Raw genomic sequence first — 25,201 nt, 5'->3', positions numbered from 1 at the left:
AAACCAACAACTTAAGATGGAGAACGACATTTTAGAACAAGCAGCCCTAATCTTAGGACGAAAGTAAATGTGATTAAAGCGAATACTCACAAATACTCTGTATCAGCAATGTGTAAAGTCCTACGAATCTTAAGAAGTACATACTATTATGAAGCTAAAGCAAAACCAGATAAAACCAGATTAACTGTGACAATTATTGATATATTTAAAGCAAGTCGTAATAACTATGATACTCGGAAGATTAAAGTAAAACTAAAAGAAAGGGGTATTATTGCGTCTTGCCGGATAGGCAAGATAATGAAACAGGAAGGTCTGGTTTCAAATTACACTATAAGTTCAATTCTGCCCATGGAAGAATATCTAAATATGGAAAATATTTATAATAGAAATTTTAATCAATAATCACTTAGAAATGTAGTCGTAAGTTATTTAACATAGTCAGAGTCGGAATGAGTTGGAATTATATATGTGTTTTTATTGAACTCTTTAACAGGAAAGTCATCGGTTATAGTGCTGGATCTAATAAAACAGCATTACTAATAAAACAAGCCTTTCAGACTGTTAATGGTAATCTGAAAGATATACAGATTTTTCACAGAGATCCTTAAAAAGAATTCGAAAAATAGATAATTGAAGAAAAACTCAAAGCATTTGATATAAGTCAATCACTGATCCATAAAGGATTTCCATATAATAATGCTGTTGCTGAAACGACTTTTAAAATCATAAAAAATGAGTTTGATTGTAATCAAACATTTTCAAATCTACATGAATTAAAATATAAATTAGCTGATTATGTTAATTGATATAACAAACATCGAATTCGTTCTTCTCTGGGATATTTAACTCCACGAGAATACTGAATAATTTTCTTATCCTCAAAATTTGTCTGAAAATTACTAACGATCCGATAAATCGAGATGTTTAATCATCCTCCTTTAATAAGAAACAGAATATAAAATCAGGAAAATGTAAAGACTAGTAAAATAAAAGTCATTCTATTATAAAATTAATGTGATAGATAATAAGTTTATTACAAAGTGAAAAAATATTTTTGATGAAATACAAGAAATCATTTATGTTCTAAAGGGAGGAAAATAATATGTCAAAAGAATTCTTAAAAGCTGTGGAAAACAGACGTTCAATTTATGGAATCAGTAAGGAATCCACTATTTCCAATCAGAGAATAAAGGAAATCATTGAACATACAGTAAAATACGCCCCATCTGCGATGAATTCGCAAAGTGCGAGGATCGTTGTCTTATTTGGAAAACACCATGACAGGTTATGGGATATTACAATGGAAGCCTTAAGAAAGATTGTACCAGCCAATCAATTCAGTGATACTGAAAATAAAATCAACTCATTTAAAAGTGGTTACGGTACAATTTTGTTCTATGAAGACCAAAGTGTCATAGAGTCTCTTCAGGAGCAATTTGCTTTATACAAGGATAATTTCCCAAAGTGGTCACAGCAATCCAGCGGAATGCACCAATTGATTGTGTGGACTGCACTGGAAGCTGAAGGTTTAGGTGCATCTCTTCAACACTATAATGAATTGATCGAAACGGAAGTAAGAAATGAATGGAATATTCCAGGCAACTGGCAGCTTATTGCTCAAATGCCATTTGGAAAACCAACAGCAGCTCCTGGCGAGAAAGAATTTAAATCTTTGGAGGAACGAATTAAGTTTTTTGAATAGGTTTTATTATGAAAGACTACATTATGCAACTAATTTGTGTAATGTAGTCTTTTTAATTTTATTAGAATAAATGAAGATCCAAAGGATTTTAAAGGAAATGAAATTTTGAATTTATATACATGGAAGAAAGTAAGCAAAGTTCAAAACATAAATATTTATAAAATCCATCAAATATGTTAGAATACTAGATGACACTAAATATTGAAAATATATAAGGAGTGATAGAATGAAATTCTGTTGGTGTACTCTAAGAGTAAGTAATATGGAAGAGTCTCTGAAGTTTTATCAGAGAATAGTTGGCCTTGAAATCGTTGAAAGATTTCAAGCCGGACCGGAAACAGAAATTGCATTTTTAGGAGATGGAGAAACTAAAATTGAACTAGTATGCACTCAACAGGACCAAGTGATTAATATTGGGCAAGATATTTCACTGGGATTTAAAGTAGATTCTGTTGATGAAATGATGGTATTCGTTAAAGAAAATGGAATAGATATTCATAGCGGTCCCTTTGAACCGAATCCTCACGTAAAGTTCTTTTATGTGTTAGATCCTGATGGATTAAAAATTCAGTTTGTTGAAAAGAAATAAAAAGCGTAAGGTACCTGCTTGTTCACATTTTCATATTTGCTGGCAAGTACGGACATATGAGCCAACAGTTTGGATATTTTCGATGGTTTACAATGTTTGATGAATAGTTTGGAAATGGAATATTAATCTGAGAGAATGATTGCTTATTCATTCACTAAATCATGAATGAGCAAAGAATACGGTTGAGTTTGATTACTGTCGATTTTTGTTGCTTCTCAGAAAACTGTAGATATAGGGAATTGAAAATAACTGAAATATATTCTCAAACAAATATAAAATCAATGTTGAAAAATGTCGATATAAGTAAATAAGTAAAAGGATAAGATTTTGGTATAAATTCTGGGAGGAATAAAGATTATGAAACAAAAGAAAAAGATGTGGAATTGGAAGAAAGTTTTCCAACTCAAGCATAGAATTGGTGATAAAATGAATATTAAGCTTAACATAGGTACCAAAATATTAAGCTCTTTTCTTATTGGGTTTATTTGCTTAATGATTATAAGTATTACAGCCATTGGAAGAATGGACTTTATAAACAGTAATTCGAGGCAAATGGCAGAACAGTATACTCCAGGAATAAAAGTCCTAGGAGAGCTTAATACCCTGGTGACAGAATATAGGTATTATGAATTTATAAGTATTACTATTGATGATCAAGAGGAACGTAGAATGATGCTCGTTAACCTTCTTGGAACCAAAAGTAATATCTTTGAGCTGATCCAAGAGTATGAAGAGAAGTATATGGATGCCTATACGGATGAAGAAATAAAAAAATTATTCATGAGTTTTAAGCAAAATGTGGAGAAGTATACTGAGAACAATGAGGAAATCATAGAAAAGATCAGACTTGGAGATATAGAATTTGTAAAAGAAGGTTTTACAAGTTCTGAAGAATTATTTAATAAGTTGAATAGACAAATAAAGAATATTATCTTGCTAACATATGACGGAGTGAAAAAAGCAGGGCAAGAGTCCAATGAAATTTATCATTCTTCAAGAGTTATCTTTATTATAATGGCTGTTGTTTCTATGGTATTATCAATACTTTTAGGGGTGGCTATATCATTCAATATATCAAAGCCCATTAGAAAATTAGAAAAATCAGTAAGATCCATAGCTGAAGGAGACTTGACGATTAACGAAGTTAAAATCACTAACAAAGATGAAATAGGAAGCTTAGCTTCATCTTTTAATAAAATGGTAGAAGAATTAAGAAGTTTGGTTCAGACTGTAAACTTTAGCGCTGAGCAAGTTAATATTTCAGCAGAAGGACTGGCAGATAGTGCTGAGCAGACATCAAGAGCTACGGAAGAGATCAGCATGAACATTACAGATGTAGCTAAAGGTATAGAAGAACAGAGTGAAGAGATCGAAAATGTATATTTGGTTTTTGATGAAATGAATAATGGCTTAAGTCATATGGCTACCAGTATAGAAAATTCTTCCCATACGGCATTGAAAGCATCAGAGAAAGCCAAGAATGGTCGGGAGATTATTAAAAACGCTATAGATCAAATGAACAATATTGCAGAACAAGTAAATGGAATAGTAGAAACAATGGGAAATCTTAGGAAGAAGTCTGAAAATATTGAAGGGATCGTATCAACGATTTCAGGAATAGCAGATCAGACAAATCTTCTTGCTCTAAATGCTGCTATTGAAGCCGCAAGAGCTGGTGAAGCGGGAAAAGGTTTTGCGGTTGTTGCAGAAGAAGTAAGGAGACTGGCAGAACAGTCAGCCCATGCAACCAAGGAAATAGAATCATTAATCAATATGATTAAAGAAGATATACATAATGCTGAGAGTGCTACAAAAAATGGAAATGATGCGGTAAAAGACGGAATTCTTAAGATTAATGAAGCTGGAGATTCATTCCAAGAAATCGTGTCCAGTATTGAGGCTGTAGCAGGACAATCTCAAGAAATCGCGGCAACATCGGAAGAGATCTCTGCAGGTAGTGATACAGTAAAAGAATCAATCGGAAGAACTGCAGAAATAGCAAAAAAATCAACTGCCAATATAGAAAATGTGGCAGCTTCTATTGAGGAGCAATCAGCATCTATGCAGGAATTAACTGCACTGGCTGAATCCCTCAGAGGAATGTCAACAGAATTGAATGAGCTTATTAAAAAGTTTAGAGTTTAATTGAGAAATAGGAGTGAAATTGAGAAAATTCTTTACGAAAAAGAGTTTAAACTTAGGAAGGTAGAATCAAATTTTATAAATGAGATTTTGGAGAAAAGGCTGCATTACATCATTATTTCTGTAATGCAGCCTTTTTATATTTCACATATTTCAAGAAAATTTTTCAAAAGTATTGACCCTAACATTGTGTCATAGTGTAAGCTGAAAGTGAAGATTAAAGAATTCATTGAAAACAGTGTTACAAGAGACGGCTGATATTAAAGCTGGGAAATTAAGGCTGGAGGTGATTCTATGAAAACAGTAAAGCAAATTTCAGATTTAACAGGAGTAAGTATACGTATGTTGCATCATTATGACAAAATTGGATTATTAAAACCCACTCAGTTAACTGAATCCGGGTATAGGCTTTATGATGATCAAGCTCTTGCAACTTTACAGCAAATTCTATTTTTCAAAGAACTTGATTTCAAACTGAATGAAATTAAAGAAATAATAAACAGTCCTAATTTTGACAGGATGAAGGTACTGGAGAATCAAAAAAAACTAATTACTTTAAAAAGAGATCGATTAAACAGTTTGATAGAACTGATCAATAAAATATTGGAAGGAGATCAAGTTATGAGTTTTAAGGAATTCGATATGAGTGCATATTATAGAGCCTTAGATGAATTTAAAAGGGAAAATTACGAGAAAGTTATTAAAATGTTTGGCAGTGAAGAAAAATATGATGAAATGATTGCCAAAGCCAAAGAGGCAGAAAAAGATATCGCCCAAATGGCTATAAAGCAATATGGAAGCATAGAAAACTATGTTGAAGCTATGAAGAAAAACTTAAATAATGAGATACTAGCAAATTCAGCAAAGCAAATCGATGATTTCAAAAATGATTTTCTTTACGATCAACATCCGAAATTAAAAGAACTGTTCAAAGTCCTTACGGAAGATTTAAGTAAAGATATTTCTTCAGAAGAGATCCAAAAAACTTGTGAGGAAATCACACATATAGTAAAAGAGGATTATGAAGTTTTTAAAACGAATATGGGAGATAGCTACTGGTACTCTATGGTAAAGCAGTTTCTGGTGTTACCTGAGTGGGTCAAAGAAGTTGATGAAAAATATGGAAGTGGGGCATCAAAATTCATTGGTAAAGCTTTAGAATTTAATTTAAAAAGTTCTGAGCCTAAGTTAGAAATATTATATAAAAAGCTTACCTCTGACTTAAATAAGTCTCCTGTATGTGACGAAGTCCAAAAAATGATTTCAGAAATAGTGGATGAGACAGAAAAGCAAAATGAATACTTAAGAGTAGAAATGGGAGAAAATTATTGGACTTATCTGGCAGAGCAGTATTGCTCAAATCCTGTTTTCATAGAATCAATGGATAAAAATTACGGTAAGGGTGCGTCGAAATTGATAGGAGAAGCATTAATGTTTTATATTGAAAATAATAAAATGCTAAAGAAATAAGAGATTTTATAAGAAAGAGTTTCACCCTCAAAACTCTCACGCCGAGCTCGGTCAGCAAGCTGATAAAATACAACACGCGTAAGTTTTATCTTTCCCGGAAGGTTTTTTATTGTATAGGAAATACGGAGGAGTTTCCTATACAATGATAAATGCAATGGAGAATTGGATTTCCAACTCTCCATTTTTCTATGTTTTTTTGAAACTTTATTCAAGTAACTATGTGTTTTAAGGGGCTATGATTTACTTTTTATGCTTTCAAGATAGATCGCTTTAAAATTGCTGCGGTCTGTTGCTCCAAATTTTTGATAAATATTCTGGATGTGTTTTTTTACAGTTGCTTCGCTGATATAAAGCTGGGAAGCGATTTCCTTGTTTGATATGTTTTCCAGAAGTTTTAATGCCACATGGCATTCTCTGTTGGTAAGTCCATATTCTATAAAAATTTTTTGCGCAAGAGCAGGATCAAACAAATCAATATTATCTGATAAAGACTCCATAGGTCTTTCTTCCGTTTCTTTTTTTACAGGTTCTTTAACCAATATATTAAGGATTAAATATATTATACTGCCATACAGCATGGGCAAAAGGGATTCTGTAATGTCCCGGGTGTCAATACCAGGTCCTCTCATATCTGATATGGCAGCCAGGAGTGATAGGAGGGTAGTGAGAAAGCTGGAGAATACAAGATTCCATCTCAAGCTTACAGTGATGTCTTCTTTATTGTATTCTTTTTTATATTGTGAAAAGGTCAAAATTACTGTCCCCAGGATGACAGAGAAAAATGGCTTAGGGCGCAAAAGAAGCATCCAGTTAAAATTAAACAGAAGGCTCAGAACAAACAGATAGCAGATCAATCCCCAAATTTTATTGAATTGATTTTTCATGAATTATTCCTGATCCATTGTTTGGATCATTGACTTTACTTTGGCCTGTAAAGGGAGCAGTAAGAAAATAATAAGTATGGAATAAAAGATAGAAAGGATTGATACTGCTAAATTTCGTCCTATCTGTGCCTTGTCGCTGATATTTGACAGGAGTGCAATCATGCCAATAATGGTTCCTAATGATCCGGAAAGCAATACTAACTTGATTGCAAGGCGCAGAGAAATTTCTGTACGATTTAATTCGATCCTGGACCAGACGTTTATTTTTTTACCCATAATCTTGAAAGCTCTTATAAAATCTGCAAAAAGCCCTGATGCCATAAGCATGGGAATACTAAAAGCCAGAATAATCAATATGCTTGGAAAATCAATAAATAATGCCAAAGAACCAGAGAGCAAAGTAGTACATACCAGAAAAGCAATGAAAATAACAACACCTATAAAATACATAATATAACCTCCTAATTTAATTTTTATGTGCTGTGTTCTAATATTTATCTAAATCTCTGGAAAATACCATACTTCTGTAGGAGTAATTCAGAAGTAATAAAGGAGTATCATTTATTTTGAACACTGAATTTTTACATTCTATCGAGGGAGGTTCATTTTTCATAAAGTCTACCTTAAACAACATTTTATATTTCCATTCTACTATATTCTATATTATAGTTATCGAATATTGTAAAATTATTTAAAATAGTTTATACTAAATCAATAAAAGAAAAACTATTCAAAAATTGCAATTATTGACCAGCTATTCAATCAAAAGAATGGGGAAATCATTGTATCGCAGAAATAAAAGATATATTGCAAATATGAAATAATTAAGGGGGAAAAACTGTTTTGAAAACAATTGGATTAATAGGCGGAATGAGTTGGGAATCATCATTGGAGTATTATAGAATCATAAACGAAACTGTCAAAACAAAACTGGGAGGATTTCACTCTGCTAAATGTTTGATGTACTCAGTGGATTTTAGTGAAATTGAATTATTGCAGCATCAGAATAAATGGAATGAGTTAACGGAAATTATGGTGAATGTTGCAGATGCGCTTAAAAGAGGCGGTGCTGATTTTATAGTTATATGTACGAATACTATGCATAAGATGGCTTATGATATTCAAAACAGAGTAGGGATAAAAGTTTTGCACATTGCAGAGGTAACAGGTGAAAAAATAGCGTGTAAAGGATTGAAAAAGGTAGCATTATTAGGTACTAAATTTACAATGGAGCAAGATTTCTATAAAAAAGTTCTGGAAGATAAGTTTAACATTGAAGTATTAATACCTGATGAAGATGAGAGAAAGATCATTCATGATATTATATATAATGAACTATGTAAAGGCATAATAAATAAAGTTTCTAAAAAAGAGTATCTTAGAATAATAAATAATTTGATTCAAAAGGATGCAAAAGGAATAGTGTTAGGCTGCACGGAAATACCATTGCTCATTAAACAGGAAGACGTTAGCATACCTGTTTTTGATACGACAACAATTCATGCCATTTCTGCAGTTGAATATGCCTTGCAGTGAACCTTGTTATAGTTGGCAGAGATAAATAGTTTAGGGTGCAGGTAAAATGATTACTGCCAGATTTTGCACTGCATGAATCTATTCCTTGTTCTGGTCCAGGTGGAATGTCAGTCCGTAATTTTAAAGACTCTCTAAAGTGAAACAATCGCTTATTTATTTAATCCAGAATACCTTGATTTTAATCTTGATATATACAGTTAAACTATATGGTATACCTATAATAAAGTTATGCTATATAGTCAAACTGTATATTTTTTTATTTTTGATAATGAAAGTAGACCATGAAGCAAAAATTGATTATGGCGATACCATCAGAAGATCAAAGAAGAAAAGTATTTAACTGAGATGGCACAACAAGGATATATTTTTGAAAGGCGTACGTTTTTTGGGAAATACTACTTTATAGAGGGATACACTATAGGATAGATAATCGTGTGTTTAATAGCAAATCAGAATTCAATGATTATGTGACACTTTTTGAAGATACAGGATGGAAACATGTATATGGAACGTTTTATTCAGGAAGCCAATATTTTTGCCAACAGCAGAACAGTCATCTGAGATTTTTAACAATTCTCGTATTTTCAGTATTAAGTATTGTATATGGTATTTGGGCAGTAAAAGCTAAGAAATCATACAATAAATCTATGTAAGAAAAAGAGACACTGTTGTAATCAAAAGGAGTTGGTGCAATTGATAGAACCAAAAGATTTTTTTAGTGGTAAAGAACATTGTATAAAAGCTTGCTTACAGATGGACAACAAAAGCTAACTGTAAGTACGGTTTTTTTAAAAATATTATTAGAGATCTCTTATAGAATTGAAAACGTTCAGGATCAATCAGGGATTGCAAGTATTATATTACCCTTACTTCAAAAAAATGACTATGGTGAGCCGTTTGAGCAAAGAATTTATTTAAGGCAATAACCAATATTATTAATACACGGGATCCCATTGATTATTTAGAACAGCTTAGAGTGGAGTCAGAATGGTTTGCTAAAGTCAGTTTAATAGGTACACCGTATTGGAATCAGTCAATTACAAAAAAACTTGAGGCATTTAAAAAATTAGATGTTTCACATAGTCTTCCATTACTTTTAACTGCTGCGATCTTGTTTAATGATGATATGAATAATTTTGAAAGATTGGTTAATGCAACACTGGTTTTTTGTTTTAGATATTTCACAATTGGCCGTAATTCGGTTGAAAACCTGGAAAGAGAATTTGGCTTTTTACATTTTATATGAACTTGAAGCAAATAGGATGACGGGAGTGATCCCTTTACCCCATAGTCCATCACAACATATTGAACATATAATGCCAAAAAGACCCTCAAATGCTCAATCAAGGCAGCACGAATGGAGCCATGTAGAGATATTTCTGTAACCTATAATATTTGGGATTTTGCCTCAATAAATACGAGACAGCAAAGAATGGCTCAGGAAGCTTTAAATGTGTGGAGGTATTATTGAATGTTTAAACTTATATGCTTTTATTATAAAGTAAATGCTGTATATGGTTGTGTTCATTGTGTAGCCTAATATTTCTTATAAAGTCTAGAATATGACTATAATAAAAAGCTAATACCTGTAAAAATATGTACAGATATTAGCTTTTTATATTCTAAATATTATTTGCAAGCAAAGCAGCCAGTTCAGTTAAATCATTTTCAGATGTATATTTATTAATTGAAATCCGCAATACATTTTTGGTGTCTTGTGCTTTTCCCATAGCGGTCAACACATGGGAAGGATTTCCTGAAGTGCAGGCAGAACCAGTAGAAATGGCCACCTTATCGCTGATTTTCTTAATAAACCTTTCATTATTGAAGAAATCATCATGGATAATAATGCTGATAATCCCTGGAATTTTTTGATCCGGATGACCGACAAATTCAATATTGGGTAATGCTTCTTTTAATCTTTTCCGGCACAAGTTTTCAAGGGTACTGATCTTTTCTATATAAGAATCCATATCCCTCTTGGCAATTTCGGCAGCTTTCCCAAAGCCTACGATATTATGTACGGACAACGTTCCGGCGCGAAATCCTTTTTCCTGGTTTCCGCCATGGATCAAAGAGGTAAAAGGAGGCAATCCGTATTCGTCCCCGCGAACATATGCTGCACCAATACCCTTTGGTCCGTAAATTTTATGGGCAGAAAAAGATAAGAAGTCAACAGGGGTTTTATTGACATCAACAGGATATTTGCCTAATAGCTGGGTACAGTCGGAATGCAGCAATACATTATGTTTTTTGCACAGAGATCCTATTTGATCGATATCATTTAGAGTCCCGGTTTCATTATTTCCCCATATGACAGAGACCAAAACAGTGGATGACTTTATTGCTTTTTCCAGTGTTTCTGCTTCAACCTGTCCAAATTCATTGACGGGCAGAAAAGTTATTTCATAACCTCGGTCAATCTGTTTCTTATCGGAGAAAGAAAATGTTGCGTCATCGCTAGAATAGATTTCACCATTTAAAAACTTGCAGGTATTTAATACTGATTCATGTTCAACTGACGAAGTGATAATATGATTGCCCATGTTTTCATAGTAGCGTTTATAATCAACGATTCCTTTAATAATCATATTGTTGCTTTCTGAAGCACCGGCAGTAAATATTATTTCTTCCGGATTGGCGTTAATCAGAGCAGCAATCTTTTCCCGGCTTTCTTCAACGGCTTTTTTGGCATTTTGGGCTAAAGTATAATACTTGCTGGCAGGATTACCATACTCTTCTTTAAGATAAGGCAGCATGGCATCCAGGACTTCAGGATCGACGGGACTGGTTGCACTGTTATCCAGATAAATCATACCGTATCCCCCACTCCTAAACTGTGCTTGATATATCCTTCCAGCCCATTGCCATGATTGTACATATCCAGTAAAATAGGAGCGCCCCGGTCGATATGGGCTTTGAGATAATGAGGAAAATATTCTTCTTCTGTTAAATAGCGGCCTTCGTTCTGCTGGATCAAAGACTTAAAAAAGATATCGTATTCACCAGTAATTGTCTGACGATTTAAATCCAGGCCATTTGCATCGGACTGAAAATTGGCTACAGATGTTTTTTGCTTGATAGACCAAATAATGGCGTGTTTTACCAAGGTAAAAGGACGGAAGTTGGACCTTTTTTCTAATTCCTCAAAGATTTCCTGGGTTTGCTTGGAAGTTCGCAATCTAAAAATCATGGTGTCACCTCAAAAAAATATTTATTTCTCACATAGGTTTTGTTATTAACTTTATCATAATCCAGTAGATATTCTTTGGCAATAAAAGGTTTTAACTTGCTGTAGTAATGCTTATTAATTTCCTCATCTGTGGATAAAATGATTACCTGGTGACTAATTTTAGGGAAAAAGAGTGTCGATATATTGTCCCTATGTTCCGTATCGATTCGAGAATAAGGAGTATCAATAATAAAAGGTATTTCATGGGATGATATTTTAATCATTGCCCAATATAAGGATAGAATGTAAATTTGCTTTTCTCCTTTAGAAAATTGCTTTATATTTACTTTCTCAAACAGATCAAGTTCTTCGTTAAACAAAGCTTGATCCAGAGCATCTTCCAGTTGATTTTCCTTGGTTATTGAAAATTTCTTCATCAGAATTTCCATGGAGTTATGTCCTAAATGTTTTTTGAATTCTTTTAGTCCGACATTCTTTAAAAGATGTCGAAGTTCGTTAAGAGAGTATATTTTTTTACGATATAGAAGTATATCAAACTGGTCATTGATTTCCAGATCATCTACAAAATTTTCTTTTCTTATAATTTTTTTAAACATGGTTAAAAATTCTGTTTTGAGGTCATTAAATTTATGCTGAGAAACATCCATAATAAATGCATTTAGCATATTGCTTAACGCACTTGTGATTTCATATATATTTTTATTCTGGGCATTACTTTTTAAGGTTTCATATAAATGTTCTTTTTCTTTAAGAAGATTATTTAAGTCATTTTGCTTTGATTCTAGTTCGGTTGCTTTTATTAATCTCTGTTCGTTTAATTTTATTTGTTGTTCATTTATACGATTAAGCTCCTGAATATATTTTTCTACATCTTCTTCAGGCATAGAGTTCCTTAATTTCGAATTAATCTCCGATATAATTTGCTGAGCTTTATTCTTTATTTCAACTGACTCCAGAATGGTTTGAGGATTGAAAGATTCCATCTTATTAATGAACTGTTCAATGGCTGTTTTTTGCTCTTTTGAAACATCATGGATCGGAGTAAAGTAATCTAAAGAAAACGGTGGTTTTAATTGTTCATGAATCTGATGACACAAAGAAACGGACAATTCTTCTGCAGCTTCTTTTTCTAACCGGGATTCAAAAGTGGTGGATTTTAAAAGCTCTTTTTTTAGGATCGAGGTGATAAAATCACTGTTTAATTTGCTTTTGATTAAATTATATTGTTCTACTTCAGCTTCTTTTTCTAATTGCTCTTTAATTTGAGCAATTCCATCTTTAACCAGGATAAAAGGAAGCAATTCATCAAAAAATACGCGCTGCTTATAGCTTTCTTTTACTCTGATTTCTTCCTGATATTTTAATGCTTCATTTAGAGCAGCTTTTTCTTCAAAGGATAAACCTCCTGCATTTTTAAAAGAATGTTCCAAATTTGATTTAATTCTTGTAACATCTTCTAATTCTTCAATGATAGACTCCAGATTTTTTTCAATGTCATAGATTTCATTTTTTACAGAGGAAATTAGATTTAAATGATGATCATATGCCTTCTGAACTTCCTCTAAGGCATCATCATTTTGATTTCTTTGAACATAGTTTTTAGAATACTTTCTTATGTATTCAAAGGTATCAAAATCACAAAGGGTGAGCAGAGCATCTTTTATATATGTGTTTGATCTGGAGCTTAAGAAAAAAGAGGCAATCTCTTCACCGTCAAAAAAGAAAAACTCAAACAAACGAGGAGGAAGTACGGTTTGAATATAGTTTTCAAAGAAATTTACTTCGTCCTTGTTGAGTTCATGACCATTTTTATGAATCACAACGGATTCATTCATTTTTTGATCAATGAAAGTCCAGCTGCGTTTGATATTATACACGTTGACTTCACGGCCTTCAGCGATATCAAAGTTGATTTCAATACTTGCTTCTACATGTTCTTGAGTAAATGTCCGATTATTTATAAACTCTCTGATTTTCAGAAGATAGGCATGATGCACTCCCTGATAATTAAAGTAGAGGGGGCCGTATAATGCCAATTGAATAGCTTTAAATAAAGAAGTTTTTCCGGCACCGTTTTGGCCGCCGATTAAAATAATATTTCGTTCTGGGTCTGAGATGGTAAAATCAAATTCGTGAGTCCCTTCATAGGAAGCAATGTTAGTTAGCATAATCTTGTTCAGTTTCATCTTCAAACTCCTTTAAGTAGTCATCTATATAATCATGATGCAGCCATTGCTGATTGAATACTTTTTCTAATTTGCTTTTCAGAATTCGAGGATTAGAATAATTTTTATTTTCATGGGTTAATAAGATTAATTTTTTGACCAAATCATAAGGAAGATTGTATTGATTTGCATAAGTTTTTAGTAAATCCAGAGTTTTCTCGTCAAATAAAGGCTTTTTAAGATCATGCCAGGGGAGTTTCTTACCTGTTTCTTCATAATACAGATCTACTAAAACTCGTCTTGATAAATCCAGTTCTTCATCCCAAATTTGATCAATAGCTTTTAATTCTTCTATAGTAATTAAAGGATAGTCCATTTGTTTTTCTAACTGAAGTAATTTTCTTAAAATCATTTGACGAGCTTCCCAGGTAAAAGGACCAAGGCCCAGGGAACCATCAGCGCGAACATATACTTGTCCGTTACGGCGTTTGCTTTCCCTATATTGGTCAAGATCTCGAATACTGATCAGCCATTCTCGGAACTTAGCCAGGGGAATTAATTCTTTATGACCTGCAACTATAAAACCTTTTAATGATTTATCATCTTTTACAACAGGGCAGGTCCAACAACCAAAACGAGATTTACCACAGCTTTGAGTATGATCACCAGTATTTGTAACGGCTGCAAAAGGGCATTCTCCGCTTTGCGCATCACTATAGAGCTGGATTAACTGACTATTATCCCATCCCCAAGGGGTTATTTGACCATTCATATTAAGAATATCCCACACATCATCCACTGATAATTCTGCAATAGGATTATACACGTAAGCTTTGTCAATAGGATGGGGAGAAAGATGTTTTCCATGTATTTCTCTTTTTTCAATGCTTTTTTTTCTGGATGCACTTTCTTGTTTTCGTACCCCGAGTAAAATGATCACTTCATTTTTTTCAGTATCAATAATGCTTTTTATAAAATCACTGGTAGGCCTGATTTTTAATCGGTCCGTACACCAGCGAAAACGTCCGTTCATTTTAGGAGTAGGAAAGCCTCTGCCGATAATATTTGCCCAAAAGCTTTGCTTTGGATCAGGATGTACAATTACAGAAGAAATAGGTAAGTTATGTTGCTTTGCATGTTCTTGGATTTTTGCGCTTGAAGCGTGGAGATAACTTTTAATAATTGGGTTTTCTACTAATGTATCAGAGGATACAATATAGATATGTTTTTTTCTATCTTTTTCCGACAATCGTAAAACCATCATATACACCAGTTGAACTACTACGCTGCTGTCTTTTCCTCCACTATATCCTATGATCCAGGGTCTGTCATCGGATTTATAAACATATTCAAGCTCATCTAATAAATTTTCTAATTGAATTTTATTCATGTTTTTCTCTCCAATTATTATGATCATTGATTTTGGGTTTTATATTGATGTAAAAATTCTAGTTCAATTTTCTGTTCTTCATTCGTTAATTCTAGCCCTATTTTTTGTTTGATTAAGTTAGATGTACGTATCACAAAGGTATTGCTTTTTGCAATACGTCCATCTGAACGAATGACTCGATCTCGCCAATCAACCATGTTTTGCCGGCTCCAATTAATGTTATTTAATTTAGCGAGATATTTTTTCATATCTTTTTGCTTATTTTTATAAAAATAGCTCCCCACAATTCCTAAAGCTTCTAAAACTACACCGTGTGAATGTATGTACGTCGAACGAAGTTCTCGGGCACTTAAAAGTTTATTTTTTACATCATTCCATTCTTTAATAGAATCGCAAAGGTATGACCAAAATGAGAGAACAAATCGTTGATCTTCTTCTGTTAATTTTGACTTTTTATTATTTAAAATCAACCTGCAATTTACTTCATATAAGTTGCTTAGAATAAATATTTTTGACGAATACTTGGAAAGTGAATTGCTTTCTTTATCCGTAAAATCTCTTAGCAAAGGAATTTGATCAATAATGTCCAATGTAAGATTACGAATTGGATCACGATGATCAAAAAGAATGCCAATGGATTTTGTCGTATTGATAGCATGTTTATTAAGATCAGCAAACATTTGTTGACTGCGTTTTAATCCACGATCACTGAAAAGAACTATTGAAATTGTTTCGTTGGCCAGATCAGGATTTTGAAATAGTGCTTCCTCAATGGCTGCTCTTCTATGTTGCCCGTCGTTAATTAAAAACTTTGCATCCATAGAAATAACCAGTTTCCCCAAATCATGAAATACATTTTCATCACTGAAGGGTACGAATTGAAACTCACCATCAATAGAAGCAGTTAATGAAGAAAATACATAATCATCAGGATTATCGATAATATATTTAGTTATTTCAGGAATACGAGTTTTATTCAGAACCCGTTGAGCACGATATTCCGGAGGAACATCCTGAAGATCATTAAAAAACAACTTAGGAATTAATTTAAGTGGGCACATGGTAATAAAATATTCCCGTTTTGCCTGAATTCCGCGTATTGCAGGGAAAGTATATGTATAGTCTGTATCTAGCAAATTCATATGATCACCTACGTACGTAACACTATTAAACTAATTAACAATATAAATTATTTAAATTATATTGTCAACGGAGTGGGAAATTTTCATTTTTTTCAGTAGGTATAATAGGATTTGTAGAATATTTGATACATATTGAAATGTATAATGATTTGCAACAATTTATAGATAAGGGTAATTATTATGGTATTGACAAACCACATATAAATTTGCATTGCTGAAAGTACTATTGGATAATTTGAATGATATTGATGAAGAAGAATCGTTAAAGTCAGTAAGTTGACCGAAGAAGTGAATGAGTTTATTGAAAGTGATGATTTAGAAGAATTGGCAGACATTTTAGAAGTACTTAGCGGAATTATAAAGCAAAAGAATACGACCTGAGAAGAAGTACGAAGAATCCAGGAAGAAAAAGCAAAGTACAGAGGAGGTTTTGAGAAAAAAATTTGCTTGGTTGAAATAGAGGATTGAAACAGAAAATAAGATTGAGAAGCATGATTAAAAGGCAGAAGAAAGGGATATTTTTGATGTCCCCTTAATCTGTCTTTTATTTTGACTTTGAGGATAATGGCTACTGATAGTTTGAAAATTTTTAAAATTTTTCTAATCAAACTTTGGGATTTTATTGAATATGATGAATATGACATGGAAATATAGTTGTAATTTGTAAAATAATAACGAAAACCTGGAAAGAAATTATTGAATTAATTTCTGAATATTGGTATAATTATTTCAAGATGCAATAATTTAAAAAGGGGGATAATTATGTATCTTAAAACAATTAATCAATTACAATCATATGTAGATCAATTAGAAATCAAAGAAAAGGATCAGTTAATGATTATAGTCGGAGAACAATCCAGTAAAGTTATTTATGACCTGATTAGTTATTTGAACAGCAAAAATATTAATTTTTTTGGAGGAATTTTTCCGAGTCTTTTGGTAGAAACCCAAGATATTAGAGAAGGATTCATTGTACATAAATATCACTCTTATTTTACATCTTTAGTAGCGCCCAATTTATTGTCAGTAGACGTTGACCTGGATAGTATTGGTTCTTGTACTGCGATTGTATTTGCGGATGGACTATCCAGTAAAATGAAAAAACTTACAGATACGATTTATAATAAATTGGGAAATAGAGTAACCTATGTAGGCGGTGGAGCAGGATTTTACGATTTAGAACACAGACCCTGCATTTTCAATAATGAAGGAGTATTTGAAGACGTTGCTGTTGTTTCTATCATTCCTAATCAGTCTACTTTATGTGTAAAACACGGATGGGAAAAATTAGCAGGCCCGTTTTCGATAACAAAATCTAATGAAAATACTTTAACTGAAATAGATTGTAGAAATGCTTTTGATGTATACCAGGAAATAATAGAAAATGAAGAAGATATAATATTATATAGTACAGACTTCTTTGAAATAGCCAAAGATCATCCTTTTGGCATAGTCAAAAATACAGGGCAGGAACTGGTTGTAAGAGATCCTATTGCATTGAATGAAAAGGGAGAAATTATTTGTATTGCGGATGTTCCGGAGAACTCTGTGATCTATGTGCTTAAGGGAAATAAAGATACATTATTGAACTCATCCATGGAAGTTGCCAGGGAGTGTTCTATGAACGCTCCGATGAAATATCATCCACTATTGTTCGATTGCATTTCCAGAGCCATGTTTTTAGGAGAATTTTTCAAACAAGAACTGACTAATATTCAAAGTAAATTGAAATATCCTCTGGAAGGAGCATTATCCATTGGAGAAATATCTTCCCTTAAGAATGGTATGCTTGAGATCCATAATAAGTCGAGTATTCTGGGTTTATTGGATATTGCATAATAGTTACTTAAGTAAAACCCCCTGAACATTGTTTGATTTTATAAAAATCGAGGAAGCTTTCTAAACTTCCTCGATTTTTATATTGTATTATTTAAATTGCATATTATAAAGTTGTGCGTATAAACCATTCATAGCCAATAGTTCTTCGTGGCTGCCTTCTTCTGCTATGCCGTTTTCTGTGAGTACCAGAATTTTTTTAGCATTCTTGATCGTGGAAAGTCTATGGGCGATGACAAATGTGGTTCTGTTCTTTGCCAATTTTTCTAAAGACTGTTGAACGACTTTTTCACTCTCATTATCCAGGGCGGAAGTTGCCTCGTCAAATATAAGAATGGGAGGATTCTTTAAAAATACTCGGGCAATACTGATCCTTTGCTTTTGTCCTCCGGAGAGTTTGATTCCTCTTTGCCCGATATCCGTATCATATCCATTGGGCAGTTCCATAATAAAATCATGGGCATTGGCTTTTTTTGCTGCTTCTATAATCTCTTCATCAGTTGCATCTGGCTTACCATATCGAATGTTTTCCATAACAGAACCGGTAAACAGGTATACATCCTGTTGAACGATTCCAATGTTTTGTCTTAATGACTTTAATTTGACATCCCGGATATCTGTGCCGTCTATCCTGATGGTTCCGCTGGTTACTTCATAAAATCTGGGAATCAGGCTGCACAGGGTTGTTTTTCCGACTCCAGAAGGACCAACCAGAGCGATATAGTCTCCGGCATTTATTTTTAAATTAATATTGGAGAAAACCGCATCGGTGGTTCCATGATATTGGAAGGAAACATTTTCAAAGGAAATATCGCCTTTGACATCCCTAATTTCTATAGCATCTTTTGAATCCTTAATATCAGGATGAACGGAGAGAATTTCATAAAATCGTTCGAATCCAGTAATACCATTTTGAAATTGTTCGCCAAAATTGACGAGTTTTCTTACAGGTTCAAGGAAGGTATTAATATAAAGCAAAAATGTAATCAGATCAACGGTATTGATTTGATTTTTCATAATGAAAAAAGAAGCTCCAATAATCAAAGCAACGTAAATCAGAGAGCCGAAAGCGTTAATGCCGCTGTGGTATTTTGCCATGTAGTGATAACTGTGACTTTTGCTTTTTACAAATTCAACATTGTTTTCTTTGAATTTCTTTAATTCTATTTCTTCATTGGTAAAAGATTTGACTACACGGATCCCGGAGAGACTGTCCTCCAGTCCGGCATTGATCAGGGAAATCTTTTCCCTGTTTTTCAGAAAGGCCTCACGCATTTTCATATTATAATAATAAGCATATACAAACATAAGCGGAATAAATGAAAACACGATAATTGTCAGTTTTAAATCAATATTCATTAAGATAATAAATGATCCAACCAATTTAGTAATTGAAATCAAAAGGTCCTCGGGACCGTGATGGCAGAGTTCCGTAATGTCGAATAAATCGTTGGTGATTCGAGACATAATATGTCCAACTTTTTGATCATCATAGTAACTAAAGGATAGTTTCTGAAGATGTTCAAAAATATCATTGCGCATATCATGTTCCATACGGGCCCCCATAATGTGCCCATAGGATGTAATATAATAATTACACAAGAATTCCACTAATATTAAGAACAGCATAAGCAGTGTAATTTTAATGATTAATCCCACTACTATTTCAGAACTGGATTTCAGGACATCCCCTGTTATGTATCTGACTATAAGAGGAAATATCAGGTTGATTCCTGCGGCTATAAATGCACAAACCATATCTGCAATAAACAATCCCAGGTATGGTTTGTAATATGATAAAAAAGTTTTGGCTTTATTACCCATGTTTTTCACCTTTTCTGTAATGGATTTAATGATTAATACTATAATAAAATACAGATATTTGTCAATCTGAGTTGTGGAGAAAAATCGATATATCTTAGATGTTGTATTTATTTATCGTGAAAGATTGAAAGAACCAGTGTTTGGTGTATTATGATTGATTGTTGAATCTAATCTTTAAAAATATTACAATGAAATCATCTTTATAAGTTTATACTGAGGATAGAAATCAATAAGGAAGGGTGTAAGGGTGAAAGAATGAATATTGTAATCGATAAAGCTCAAGATCAAGATGTAGAACGAATTGCTCAGATTATGAATACAGTAAAAGAAGCTATTCAGGATCCGGAATGGTTCTGTGCAGACAATCAGGAGTTTATTACCAGGCATATTCATGAATCAGGTTTTATCCTTAAAGGAGTATACGATCATGAAATTATGGGTTTTCTCATTGTGAGAATTCCAAAATATGAAAAAGATAATTTAGGTTATGATATTGGTTTGGATCATAGTAAATTAAGTCAAGTAGCTCATATGGAATCTGTTGCTACTCTTCCTTCTTCTAGGGGTAAAGGATTGCAGAAACTGCTTATGATGGAAGCAGAAACTATCTTAAGAAAAGATGGATTTACATATCTAATGGCAACTGTCCATCCTGGCAACGTTTATAGTTTAAATAATTTCACCGGGCTGGGATATGAGATCGTTAAAACCATGAAGAAATACGATGGAAAGGAAAGGCACATTTTACTAAAAATCATTTAACGGGCTGATAACAGATATGATGAGGGTTTAAAAAACTTATAGATTATAAATCGAGAAGAGCAGACTATTTTTTGAGTGGCATAGTCTGCTTATTTTTTCTGAAATTTTTCAGAAATGAGAGGATAATTCTTTTAAAAAAATTTTTAAGAATATCACTTTTTATTAATCAAATCATATTTTAAAGTATAGGGGGTAAGATCACAATGGAAATGTGATTGAACCAAATTAATTAAAAGGGGGACCATTATGATCATATTTTTGAATCGAAAAGAAGTTTATGTTGGTTTCTCTCCGGAAAAATTCTATGAAGTACTTGATGTTTTGACCCGCAATGGCATTCAATACAGGTATAAAATTATCACTCGTTTTCATCCTTCAGAAGAGAGCCTCCATATTCATTGGGAAGATGTGAAATATTCTAATGTATATTATGTGTATGTGCATAAGAAGGACTACGATAAAGCATGTACGGTCTTAGAAAATCTCAAGATTCATTGAATATGCCTAAAGGAATTAAAAATATAGAGCTATCTAAGTGTAAGTAGGAAGATTGCAACATTGACAAAGTAGTTAAAATTAGTTTAAAATCGACATAAAAGCTTATAAACCTACATTTAACTTTATTCGAATTATCTAATAAAAATGAGAATGCATTCTATATAAATTATATGTTTTATATAGAAACAGAGTTGGGATTTATCAATGGATAGGATATTTATACATTTTAAAGTTGGATTATAGTTTTAATGATTCAGGGACTGATAAATTGGATTGAGAATCTACATATGATAAAAATCTTTTTTATCTGCACCAGATCTTAGTTTAAAATTATGGAATTCTAAAAGATCAGGATGTTTCATATCAAAATGTTGCAATGCTACACTGGGAGGTTAAAAAATGTCTTACCTTAATGCAGAGGATTCAGAGCAGGTATCTTTTCGTAATAATATTCCCTTAGATGCTTTAGATGGAAAAATTTCAAATATTTTCAAAGAAAATAATAGATTAAAGGTGTATTATAAGGTACTCATTGTTGATGATGAAAGAGATGTACATGTTATTACTGACATGGTTTTAGATGGTTTGGATTTCGGAAGTTTTGGATTAAAGTTATTGCATGCATACAGTGAACGGGAAGCAAAGCAAATTTTGCTGCAACATGACGATATCGCTGTTATTTTACTGGATGTAGTTATGGAAACGGAAAAATCGGGCATCGAAATAGTAAGCTTTATTCGGGATAAGCTTAAAAATTACGATATTCAGATTATTTTAAGGACAGGGCAGCCGGGGGCCGCCCTGGAAGAAGAGATCATCAGAAACTATGAAATCAATGATTACAAAACGAAAACAGAATTAACGGTGGAAAAGCTTTATACCACTATTTTCTCTGCTATAAGGAATTACAGAAATATTATTACTATAAAGAATCAAAAAGCCGGTCTTGAAATGATCCTCAATGCTTCAAAAGATTTATTTAAATACAGGTCACTTCAGGATTTTTTTAAAGGCATTCTCGTACAATTCAATAATCTGATCACCAATACAACCCATTCCATGTTGATCAATGAAGCTTATACTAAAGAGAAAAAAGGATTTGTTATTTCAGATAAAGGCAATCGATTAGTAGTGTATGCTGCTACAGGGGAATATGAAAGATTTATTGGCAGTGAAGTCAATATGCTTTCAGATATAGATGACGAGGTATTAGCACTTATTCATCAGCATCATGATGAGGATTTCATCAAACTCTCAGAGGATTATTTGCTTGCTTATCATAAAGGAATTACAAACAACAGAAATTATTTTTATATCCATCATAATAATATAGAGGTTGATTTGAATCTCGTAAAAGTATTCTTATCAAATGTATCGACAGCACTGGATAATTTTCTGGCAAATAAAACTCGCATAATGAACCAGAGAAATCTTATTTTTGCACTGGGCGAAATTGTAGAAAAAAGAGACTTAAATACAAGTAAACATACAAAAAGAGTTTCGAAAATAGCTGCAGAAATTGCAAAATGGGCGAAATTGCCTGATGAAATGATCAAAAACATTGAACTGTCAACATCTCTTCATGATATTGGCAAAATTGCTGTATCTGACAGTATTTTGAATAAAAAGGACAAGCTTACTTCTGAAGAATTTGAAATTATGAAAAAACATACAGAGATTAGTTTGGAGCTTTTTAGCATATTGGATCATGAGCTGCGGACCATTGCATATAATATTTCAAGACACCATCATGAACAATGGAATGGGCAAGGATATCCAGACAGGTTAAAAGGAGAGGACATTCCTATTGAAGCCAGAATTGCATCCATTGCGGATGTTTTAGATGCCCTGACCCATAAACGCCCCTATAAAGAAGCTTGGAGCTTTGATGATACGATGGATTACCTTGAAAAGCAAAAAGGAATTCAATTTGATCCAGTTCTCATTGACTACGTTATAGAAAATAAGGACAAGATTCGTGAAATTCTATCAAAGTACAATGAAGGAGACGAATAAAAAGGTTTATAAAAGACATAAAAGCTGGAAACTGTATGAGCAGTTATCCAGCTTTTTGTGTTTTATTTATATATTTGAAAGGTATTTCTTCCACTTTTTTTAGCATGATATAATGCGATATCTGCTCTTTTAAGCAGAGTTTCTTCGTCCAGGCCATCTTCGTAAAAAGCCATTCCGATGCTTAAAGTAGCATTAAATTCACAGGAGTTAATTTTCCATTTGGGCTGAATATCGTTAATAATTCTTTTTGCTATACTGATGGCATCTTTTTTTTGATTGACCCTTAATAAAATACAGAATTCATCCCCACCCAGACGGGCCAATACATCGGATTTTCTCAGACAAGCTTTTATTTTTTGAGAAAACTGGCACAATAATTTATCTCCTATATCGTGACCTAATGTATCATTAACCTGTTTAAAGCGATCAATATCTATGTACATTACTGCAATGTTTTCATTAAGATTGCTGGCTTCATCGATACACTGAGTTAATTTTGTTTTAAAGAGCCTTCGGTTGGGCAAATTGGTCAAGGTATCATGATAGGCCAAATACCTTAGCTTTTCTTCAAACAATTTTCTTTCCATGATTTCTCTTGCAACCAAAAGAAAATGCTTTGGATTTTCATCCTCATTCAGAACCAAAGACATTTTGACTTCCAGCCACAGCCAGGAATGATCTGAATGCATATGACGAAATTCCAATGTGGCTGATTCTTTGGTTTTTAACATATCCTGGATTTGATTTTTAACTTCTTCAATTTCGCTGGGATGAATGAAATTAAAAAAGCTCTCTCCGACATAATTTTCGGGTGCATGTCCTAAAATAGCGTTATGCGAAGGAGAAGCATAGATTACTTTTCCGTTAAGATCTATAATACTGACAAGATCTGTCATATTATCGGCAATCAATCTATATTTCTTTTCGCTGTCCTTCAGGGCTTTTTCTTTTCTTTTTCTTTCAGTAATCTCTCTGACAATAGCAATAATATGGGTACAGATCCCTTCATTATTAAACAGAGGAGTAATTTTTGACTCGAAATATTTATAGTTTTCATCGCTATCAGAATCAAAAGATTCAAAGAAGCCATGATCTTCATATGTAATACAATGTTTTTGAGCAATAGCATATTTATACTGATGGATGATTGAATCAGCTAATATTTTAGGCAGCATATCATGAACAGTTCGTCCAATGGCATCTTCGGTTAAACCAGTATATTGCTTTGCTGCTTTGTTTATAAATGAATAACGAAAATCATCGTCGTCGTTTACTTTTATAAGAAAAATAAAGTCAGAGATGTTATTAAAGATGTTTAAATACCAATCTATACGATTAAAGATGTATGAATCCTTAGAGAGCATTTATTTCCCCCCTGAAAAGTTGCTCTGCTGATAGTGAACACATGAGTGTTGTGAGAAGTTGATTATATTGCAAATAACATTGTTATAATTACATTATACACCTTTAACGAAAAAAACATAAGATTTTTATAAGCTTTAATGATAATTTTTGATCAAAATTGACAGTATTATAAATACAATATAAACTTTTTTATGAAATAAGAAAATTCGTCTTGTTTTCAAGACCTGATCTTTCTTGTTTCGAAATAATTTTATTTTTCTAAGGAGGAATTGTTATGGAAACCAGTTTATTTCAATTTCAAGTGGTTACGAGGAAAAATGAAGAGTTTATAGATATTACATATTTAATCAGGCAGGCGGTAGAAAAATCCAGAATTCAAAATGGTATTGCCGTTGTATATTGTCCTCATACAACATCTGGTATTACCATTAATGAAAATGCTGACCCTGATGTTGTAAGGGACATTATAGCAACATTGGATAAAGTTTTTCCTGTACATGGGGATTACAGGCATATAGAAGGGAATTCCCATGCCCACTTAAAATCTTCGTACATGGGTGCAGAAAAGACCATCATAATACATGAAGGGAAATTGGTGCTGGGGACCTGGCAGAGCGTGTATTTTTGCGAGTTTGACGGCCCCAGAAACAGAAAAGTATATATTAAGCTGATATCAGGTTGAATTTG

The 25,201-nt window shown here is 32.8% G+C and carries 25 protein-coding genes; 16 read left to right on the top strand and 9 right to left on the bottom strand.

The window, feature by feature from the left end; translation table 11 throughout:
- The first annotated feature begins 69 nt into the window (after nucleotides 1–69).
- From JOD07_RS08670 to JOD07_RS08645, 6 genes are all read left to right on the top strand, one after another.
- Nucleotides 70–402 carry an IS3 family transposase gene (locus JOD07_RS08670; protein WP_204613531.1) on the top strand — a complete coding sequence of 111 codons (333 nt, stop codon included), beginning with the start codon at nucleotides 70–72 and terminating at the stop codon, nucleotides 400–402.
- 224 nt (nucleotides 403–626) lie between these two features.
- Nucleotides 627–806, top strand: coding sequence for an IS3 family transposase (locus JOD07_RS15990; protein ID WP_204613541.1), 180 nt, complete (start codon nucleotides 627–629; stop codon nucleotides 804–806).
- 296 nt (nucleotides 807–1,102) lie between these two features.
- Complete coding sequence (locus JOD07_RS08660) at nucleotides 1,103–1,702, top strand: nitroreductase family protein (RefSeq protein ID WP_204613529.1); 600 nt, start codon at nucleotides 1,103–1,105, stop codon at nucleotides 1,700–1,702.
- Nucleotides 1,703–1,928: 226 nt separating this feature from the next.
- Nucleotides 1,929–2,291 carry a VOC family protein gene (locus JOD07_RS08655; protein WP_158740402.1) on the top strand — a complete coding sequence of 121 codons (363 nt, stop codon included), beginning with the start codon at nucleotides 1,929–1,931 and terminating at the stop codon, nucleotides 2,289–2,291.
- A gap of 357 nt (nucleotides 2,292–2,648) precedes the next feature.
- Nucleotides 2,649–4,436 carry a methyl-accepting chemotaxis protein gene (locus JOD07_RS08650; RefSeq protein ID WP_158740403.1) on the top strand — a complete coding sequence of 596 codons (1,788 nt, stop codon included), beginning with the start codon at nucleotides 2,649–2,651 and terminating at the stop codon, nucleotides 4,434–4,436.
- A gap of 291 nt (nucleotides 4,437–4,727) precedes the next feature.
- A complete protein-coding gene (locus JOD07_RS08645) occupies nucleotides 4,728–5,903 on the top strand; it encodes a MerR family transcriptional regulator (protein WP_158740404.1) in 1,176 nt (391 codons plus the stop codon).
- 233 nt (nucleotides 5,904–6,136) lie between these two features.
- On the opposite strand, the gene JOD07_RS08640 is transcribed toward JOD07_RS08645, so the two are convergent.
- Together JOD07_RS08640 and JOD07_RS08635 are read right to left on the bottom strand one after the other, a co-directional pair.
- Nucleotides 6,137–6,787, bottom strand: a complete 651-nt coding sequence (locus JOD07_RS08640) for a LuxR C-terminal-related transcriptional regulator (RefSeq protein ID WP_243429284.1) — start codon at nucleotides 6,785–6,787, stop codon at nucleotides 6,137–6,139.
- A gap of 3 nt (nucleotides 6,788–6,790) precedes the next feature.
- Entirely contained in the window at nucleotides 6,791–7,237 is a 447-nt protein-coding gene (locus JOD07_RS08635; RefSeq protein ID WP_204613527.1) for a MotA/TolQ/ExbB proton channel family protein, read from the bottom strand.
- 393 nt (nucleotides 7,238–7,630) lie between these two features.
- Between JOD07_RS08635 and JOD07_RS08630 the strand changes: the two genes are divergently transcribed.
- The 4 genes from JOD07_RS08630 to JOD07_RS15985 all read left to right on the top strand — a co-directional run bounded on the left by JOD07_RS08630 (nucleotide 7,631) and on the right by JOD07_RS15985 (nucleotide 9,708).
- Complete coding sequence (locus JOD07_RS08630) at nucleotides 7,631–8,323, top strand: aspartate/glutamate racemase family protein (protein WP_204613525.1); 693 nt, start codon at nucleotides 7,631–7,633, stop codon at nucleotides 8,321–8,323.
- A gap of 392 nt (nucleotides 8,324–8,715) precedes the next feature.
- On the top strand, nucleotides 8,716–8,976 hold the full coding sequence (locus JOD07_RS08620) for a DUF2812 domain-containing protein (RefSeq protein WP_465220794.1): 261 nt from the start codon (nucleotides 8,716–8,718) through the stop codon (nucleotides 8,974–8,976).
- A gap of 323 nt (nucleotides 8,977–9,299) precedes the next feature.
- A complete protein-coding gene (locus tag JOD07_RS08615) occupies nucleotides 9,300–9,569 on the top strand; it encodes a hypothetical protein (RefSeq protein ID WP_204613543.1) in 270 nt (89 codons plus the stop codon).
- Nucleotides 9,475–9,708: a GmrSD restriction endonuclease domain-containing protein gene (locus JOD07_RS15985; protein ID WP_416387168.1), complete on the top strand. Its 234-nt coding sequence runs from the start codon at nucleotides 9,475–9,477 to the stop codon at nucleotides 9,706–9,708. Before JOD07_RS08615 ends, JOD07_RS15985 begins: the two co-directional genes overlap by 95 nt.
- Nucleotides 9,709–9,945: 237 nt before the next feature.
- On the opposite strand, the gene JOD07_RS08605 is transcribed toward JOD07_RS15985, so the two are convergent.
- The 5 genes from JOD07_RS08605 to dndB are packed head-to-tail and all read right to left on the bottom strand — an operon-like array spanning nucleotide 9,946 to nucleotide 16,213.
- Nucleotides 9,946–11,139, bottom strand: coding sequence for a cysteine desulfurase family protein (locus JOD07_RS08605; protein WP_204613513.1), 1,194 nt, complete (start codon nucleotides 11,137–11,139; stop codon nucleotides 9,946–9,948).
- Nucleotides 11,136–11,516, bottom strand: a complete 381-nt coding sequence (locus tag JOD07_RS08600; protein WP_204613511.1) for a DndE family protein — start codon at nucleotides 11,514–11,516, stop codon at nucleotides 11,136–11,138. The genes JOD07_RS08605 and JOD07_RS08600 overlap by 4 nt, the downstream gene beginning before the upstream one ends.
- Nucleotides 11,513–13,702, bottom strand: a complete 2,190-nt coding sequence (locus tag JOD07_RS08595; protein ID WP_204613509.1) for an AAA family ATPase — start codon at nucleotides 13,700–13,702, stop codon at nucleotides 11,513–11,515. Before JOD07_RS08595 ends, JOD07_RS08600 begins: the two co-directional genes overlap by 4 nt.
- The gene (dndC, locus tag JOD07_RS08590; RefSeq protein WP_204613507.1) at nucleotides 13,674–15,071 is read right to left on the bottom strand and encodes a DNA phosphorothioation system sulfurtransferase DndC; all 1,398 of its coding nucleotides are present in this window, start codon (nucleotides 15,069–15,071) and stop codon (nucleotides 13,674–13,676) included. The genes JOD07_RS08595 and dndC overlap by 29 nt, the downstream gene beginning before the upstream one ends.
- Before the next feature lie 23 nt (nucleotides 15,072–15,094).
- The gene (gene dndB / locus JOD07_RS08585; protein WP_204613498.1) at nucleotides 15,095–16,213 is read right to left on the bottom strand and encodes a DNA sulfur modification protein DndB; all 1,119 of its coding nucleotides are present in this window, start codon (nucleotides 16,211–16,213) and stop codon (nucleotides 15,095–15,097) included.
- 276 nt (nucleotides 16,214–16,489) lie between these two features.
- On the opposite strand from dndB, the gene JOD07_RS16065 reads away from it, so the two are divergent.
- Both JOD07_RS16065 and JOD07_RS08580 read left to right on the top strand, forming a co-directional pair.
- Nucleotides 16,490–16,594, top strand: a complete 105-nt coding sequence (locus JOD07_RS16065) for a nucleoside triphosphate pyrophosphohydrolase family protein (protein ID WP_465220793.1) — start codon at nucleotides 16,490–16,492, stop codon at nucleotides 16,592–16,594.
- A gap of 381 nt (nucleotides 16,595–16,975) precedes the next feature.
- Entirely contained in the window at nucleotides 16,976–18,052 is a 1,077-nt protein-coding gene (locus JOD07_RS08580; RefSeq protein ID WP_204613496.1) for an FIST signal transduction protein, read from the top strand.
- 87 nt (nucleotides 18,053–18,139) lie between these two features.
- Here the strand turns inward: JOD07_RS08580 and JOD07_RS08575 are convergent, their stop codons facing one another.
- Nucleotides 18,140–19,873, bottom strand: a complete 1,734-nt coding sequence (locus JOD07_RS08575) for an ABC transporter ATP-binding protein (RefSeq protein WP_204613494.1) — start codon at nucleotides 19,871–19,873, stop codon at nucleotides 18,140–18,142.
- A 255-nt stretch (nucleotides 19,874–20,128) separates the two neighbouring features.
- On the opposite strand from JOD07_RS08575, the gene JOD07_RS08570 reads away from it, so the two are divergent.
- The 3 genes from JOD07_RS08570 (at nucleotide 20,129) to JOD07_RS08560 (ending at nucleotide 23,149) form a co-directional block, all read left to right on the top strand.
- On the top strand, nucleotides 20,129–20,635 hold the full coding sequence (locus JOD07_RS08570; RefSeq protein ID WP_158740828.1) for a GNAT family N-acetyltransferase: 507 nt from the start codon (nucleotides 20,129–20,131) through the stop codon (nucleotides 20,633–20,635).
- 246 nt (nucleotides 20,636–20,881) lie between these two features.
- Entirely contained in the window at nucleotides 20,882–21,133 is a 252-nt protein-coding gene (locus JOD07_RS08565; protein WP_158740826.1) for a hypothetical protein, read from the top strand.
- A 399-nt stretch (nucleotides 21,134–21,532) separates the two neighbouring features.
- The gene (locus JOD07_RS08560) at nucleotides 21,533–23,149 is read left to right on the top strand and encodes a response regulator (protein ID WP_204613492.1); all 1,617 of its coding nucleotides are present in this window, start codon (nucleotides 21,533–21,535) and stop codon (nucleotides 23,147–23,149) included.
- A 62-nt stretch (nucleotides 23,150–23,211) separates the two neighbouring features.
- Here the strand turns inward: JOD07_RS08560 and JOD07_RS08555 are convergent, their stop codons facing one another.
- Nucleotides 23,212–24,513: a diguanylate cyclase domain-containing protein gene (locus tag JOD07_RS08555; RefSeq protein ID WP_204613490.1), complete on the bottom strand. Its 1,302-nt coding sequence runs from the start codon at nucleotides 24,511–24,513 to the stop codon at nucleotides 23,212–23,214.
- A 275-nt stretch (nucleotides 24,514–24,788) separates the two neighbouring features.
- Here JOD07_RS08555 and JOD07_RS08550 point away from each other — a divergent pair, with 275 nt between their 5' ends.
- Nucleotides 24,789–25,196, top strand: a complete 408-nt coding sequence (locus JOD07_RS08550) for a secondary thiamine-phosphate synthase enzyme YjbQ (protein ID WP_158740820.1) — start codon at nucleotides 24,789–24,791, stop codon at nucleotides 25,194–25,196.
- Nucleotides 25,197–25,201: the final 5 nt, after the last annotated feature.

The organism is Defluviitalea raffinosedens, from assembly GCF_016908775.1.
In the GTDB taxonomy this organism is placed as follows: Bacteria; Bacillota; Clostridia; order Lachnospirales; family Defluviitaleaceae; genus Defluviitalea; species Defluviitalea raffinosedens.
The sequence above is the reverse complement of the archived record's forward strand: the minus strand, read 5'-3'. Positions and strand labels throughout refer to the sequence as shown.

Excerpts from the sequence above, each read along its gene's own strand:
- JOD07_RS08660 (WP_204613529.1), top strand. The coding sequence starts at position 1,103 with ATGTCAAAAGAATTCTTAAAAGCTGTGGAAAACAGACGTTCAATTTAT.
- JOD07_RS08655 (WP_158740402.1), top strand. The coding sequence starts at position 1,929 with ATGAAATTCTGTTGGTGTACTCTAAGAGTAAGTAATATGGAAGAGTCT.
- JOD07_RS08650 (WP_158740403.1), top strand. The coding sequence starts at position 2,649 with ATGAAACAAAAGAAAAAGATGTGGAATTGGAAGAAAGTTTTCCAACTC.
- JOD07_RS08645 (WP_158740404.1), top strand. The coding sequence starts at position 4,728 with ATGAAAACAGTAAAGCAAATTTCAGATTTAACAGGAGTAAGTATACGT.
- JOD07_RS08640 (WP_243429284.1), bottom strand. The coding sequence starts at position 6,787 with ATGAAAAATCAATTCAATAAAATTTGGGGATTGATCTGCTATCTGTTT.
- JOD07_RS08635 (WP_204613527.1), bottom strand. The coding sequence starts at position 7,237 with ATGTATTTTATAGGTGTTGTTATTTTCATTGCTTTTCTGGTATGTACT.
- JOD07_RS15985 (WP_416387168.1), top strand. The coding sequence starts at position 9,475 with ATGCAACACTGGTTTTTTGTTTTAGATATTTCACAATTGGCCGTAATT.
- JOD07_RS08605 (WP_204613513.1), bottom strand. The coding sequence starts at position 11,139 with ATGATTTATCTGGATAACAGTGCAACCAGTCCCGTCGATCCTGAAGTC.
- JOD07_RS08600 (WP_204613511.1), bottom strand. The coding sequence starts at position 11,516 with ATGATTTTTAGATTGCGAACTTCCAAGCAAACCCAGGAAATCTTTGAG.
- JOD07_RS08595 (WP_204613509.1), bottom strand. The coding sequence starts at position 13,702 with ATGAAACTGAACAAGATTATGCTAACTAACATTGCTTCCTATGAAGGG.
- dndC (WP_204613507.1), bottom strand. The coding sequence starts at position 15,071 with ATGAATAAAATTCAATTAGAAAATTTATTAGATGAGCTTGAATATGTT.
- dndB (WP_204613498.1), bottom strand. The coding sequence starts at position 16,213 with ATGAATTTGCTAGATACAGACTATACATATACTTTCCCTGCAATACGC.
- JOD07_RS08580 (WP_204613496.1), top strand. The coding sequence starts at position 16,976 with ATGTATCTTAAAACAATTAATCAATTACAATCATATGTAGATCAATTA.
- JOD07_RS08575 (WP_204613494.1), bottom strand. The coding sequence starts at position 19,873 with ATGGGTAATAAAGCCAAAACTTTTTTATCATATTACAAACCATACCTG.
- JOD07_RS08570 (WP_158740828.1), top strand. The coding sequence starts at position 20,129 with ATGAATATTGTAATCGATAAAGCTCAAGATCAAGATGTAGAACGAATT.
- JOD07_RS08565 (WP_158740826.1), top strand. The coding sequence starts at position 20,882 with ATGATCATATTTTTGAATCGAAAAGAAGTTTATGTTGGTTTCTCTCCG.
- JOD07_RS08560 (WP_204613492.1), top strand. The coding sequence starts at position 21,533 with ATGTCTTACCTTAATGCAGAGGATTCAGAGCAGGTATCTTTTCGTAAT.
- JOD07_RS08555 (WP_204613490.1), bottom strand. The coding sequence starts at position 24,513 with ATGCTCTCTAAGGATTCATACATCTTTAATCGTATAGATTGGTATTTA.
- JOD07_RS08550 (WP_158740820.1), top strand. The coding sequence starts at position 24,789 with ATGGAAACCAGTTTATTTCAATTTCAAGTGGTTACGAGGAAAAATGAA.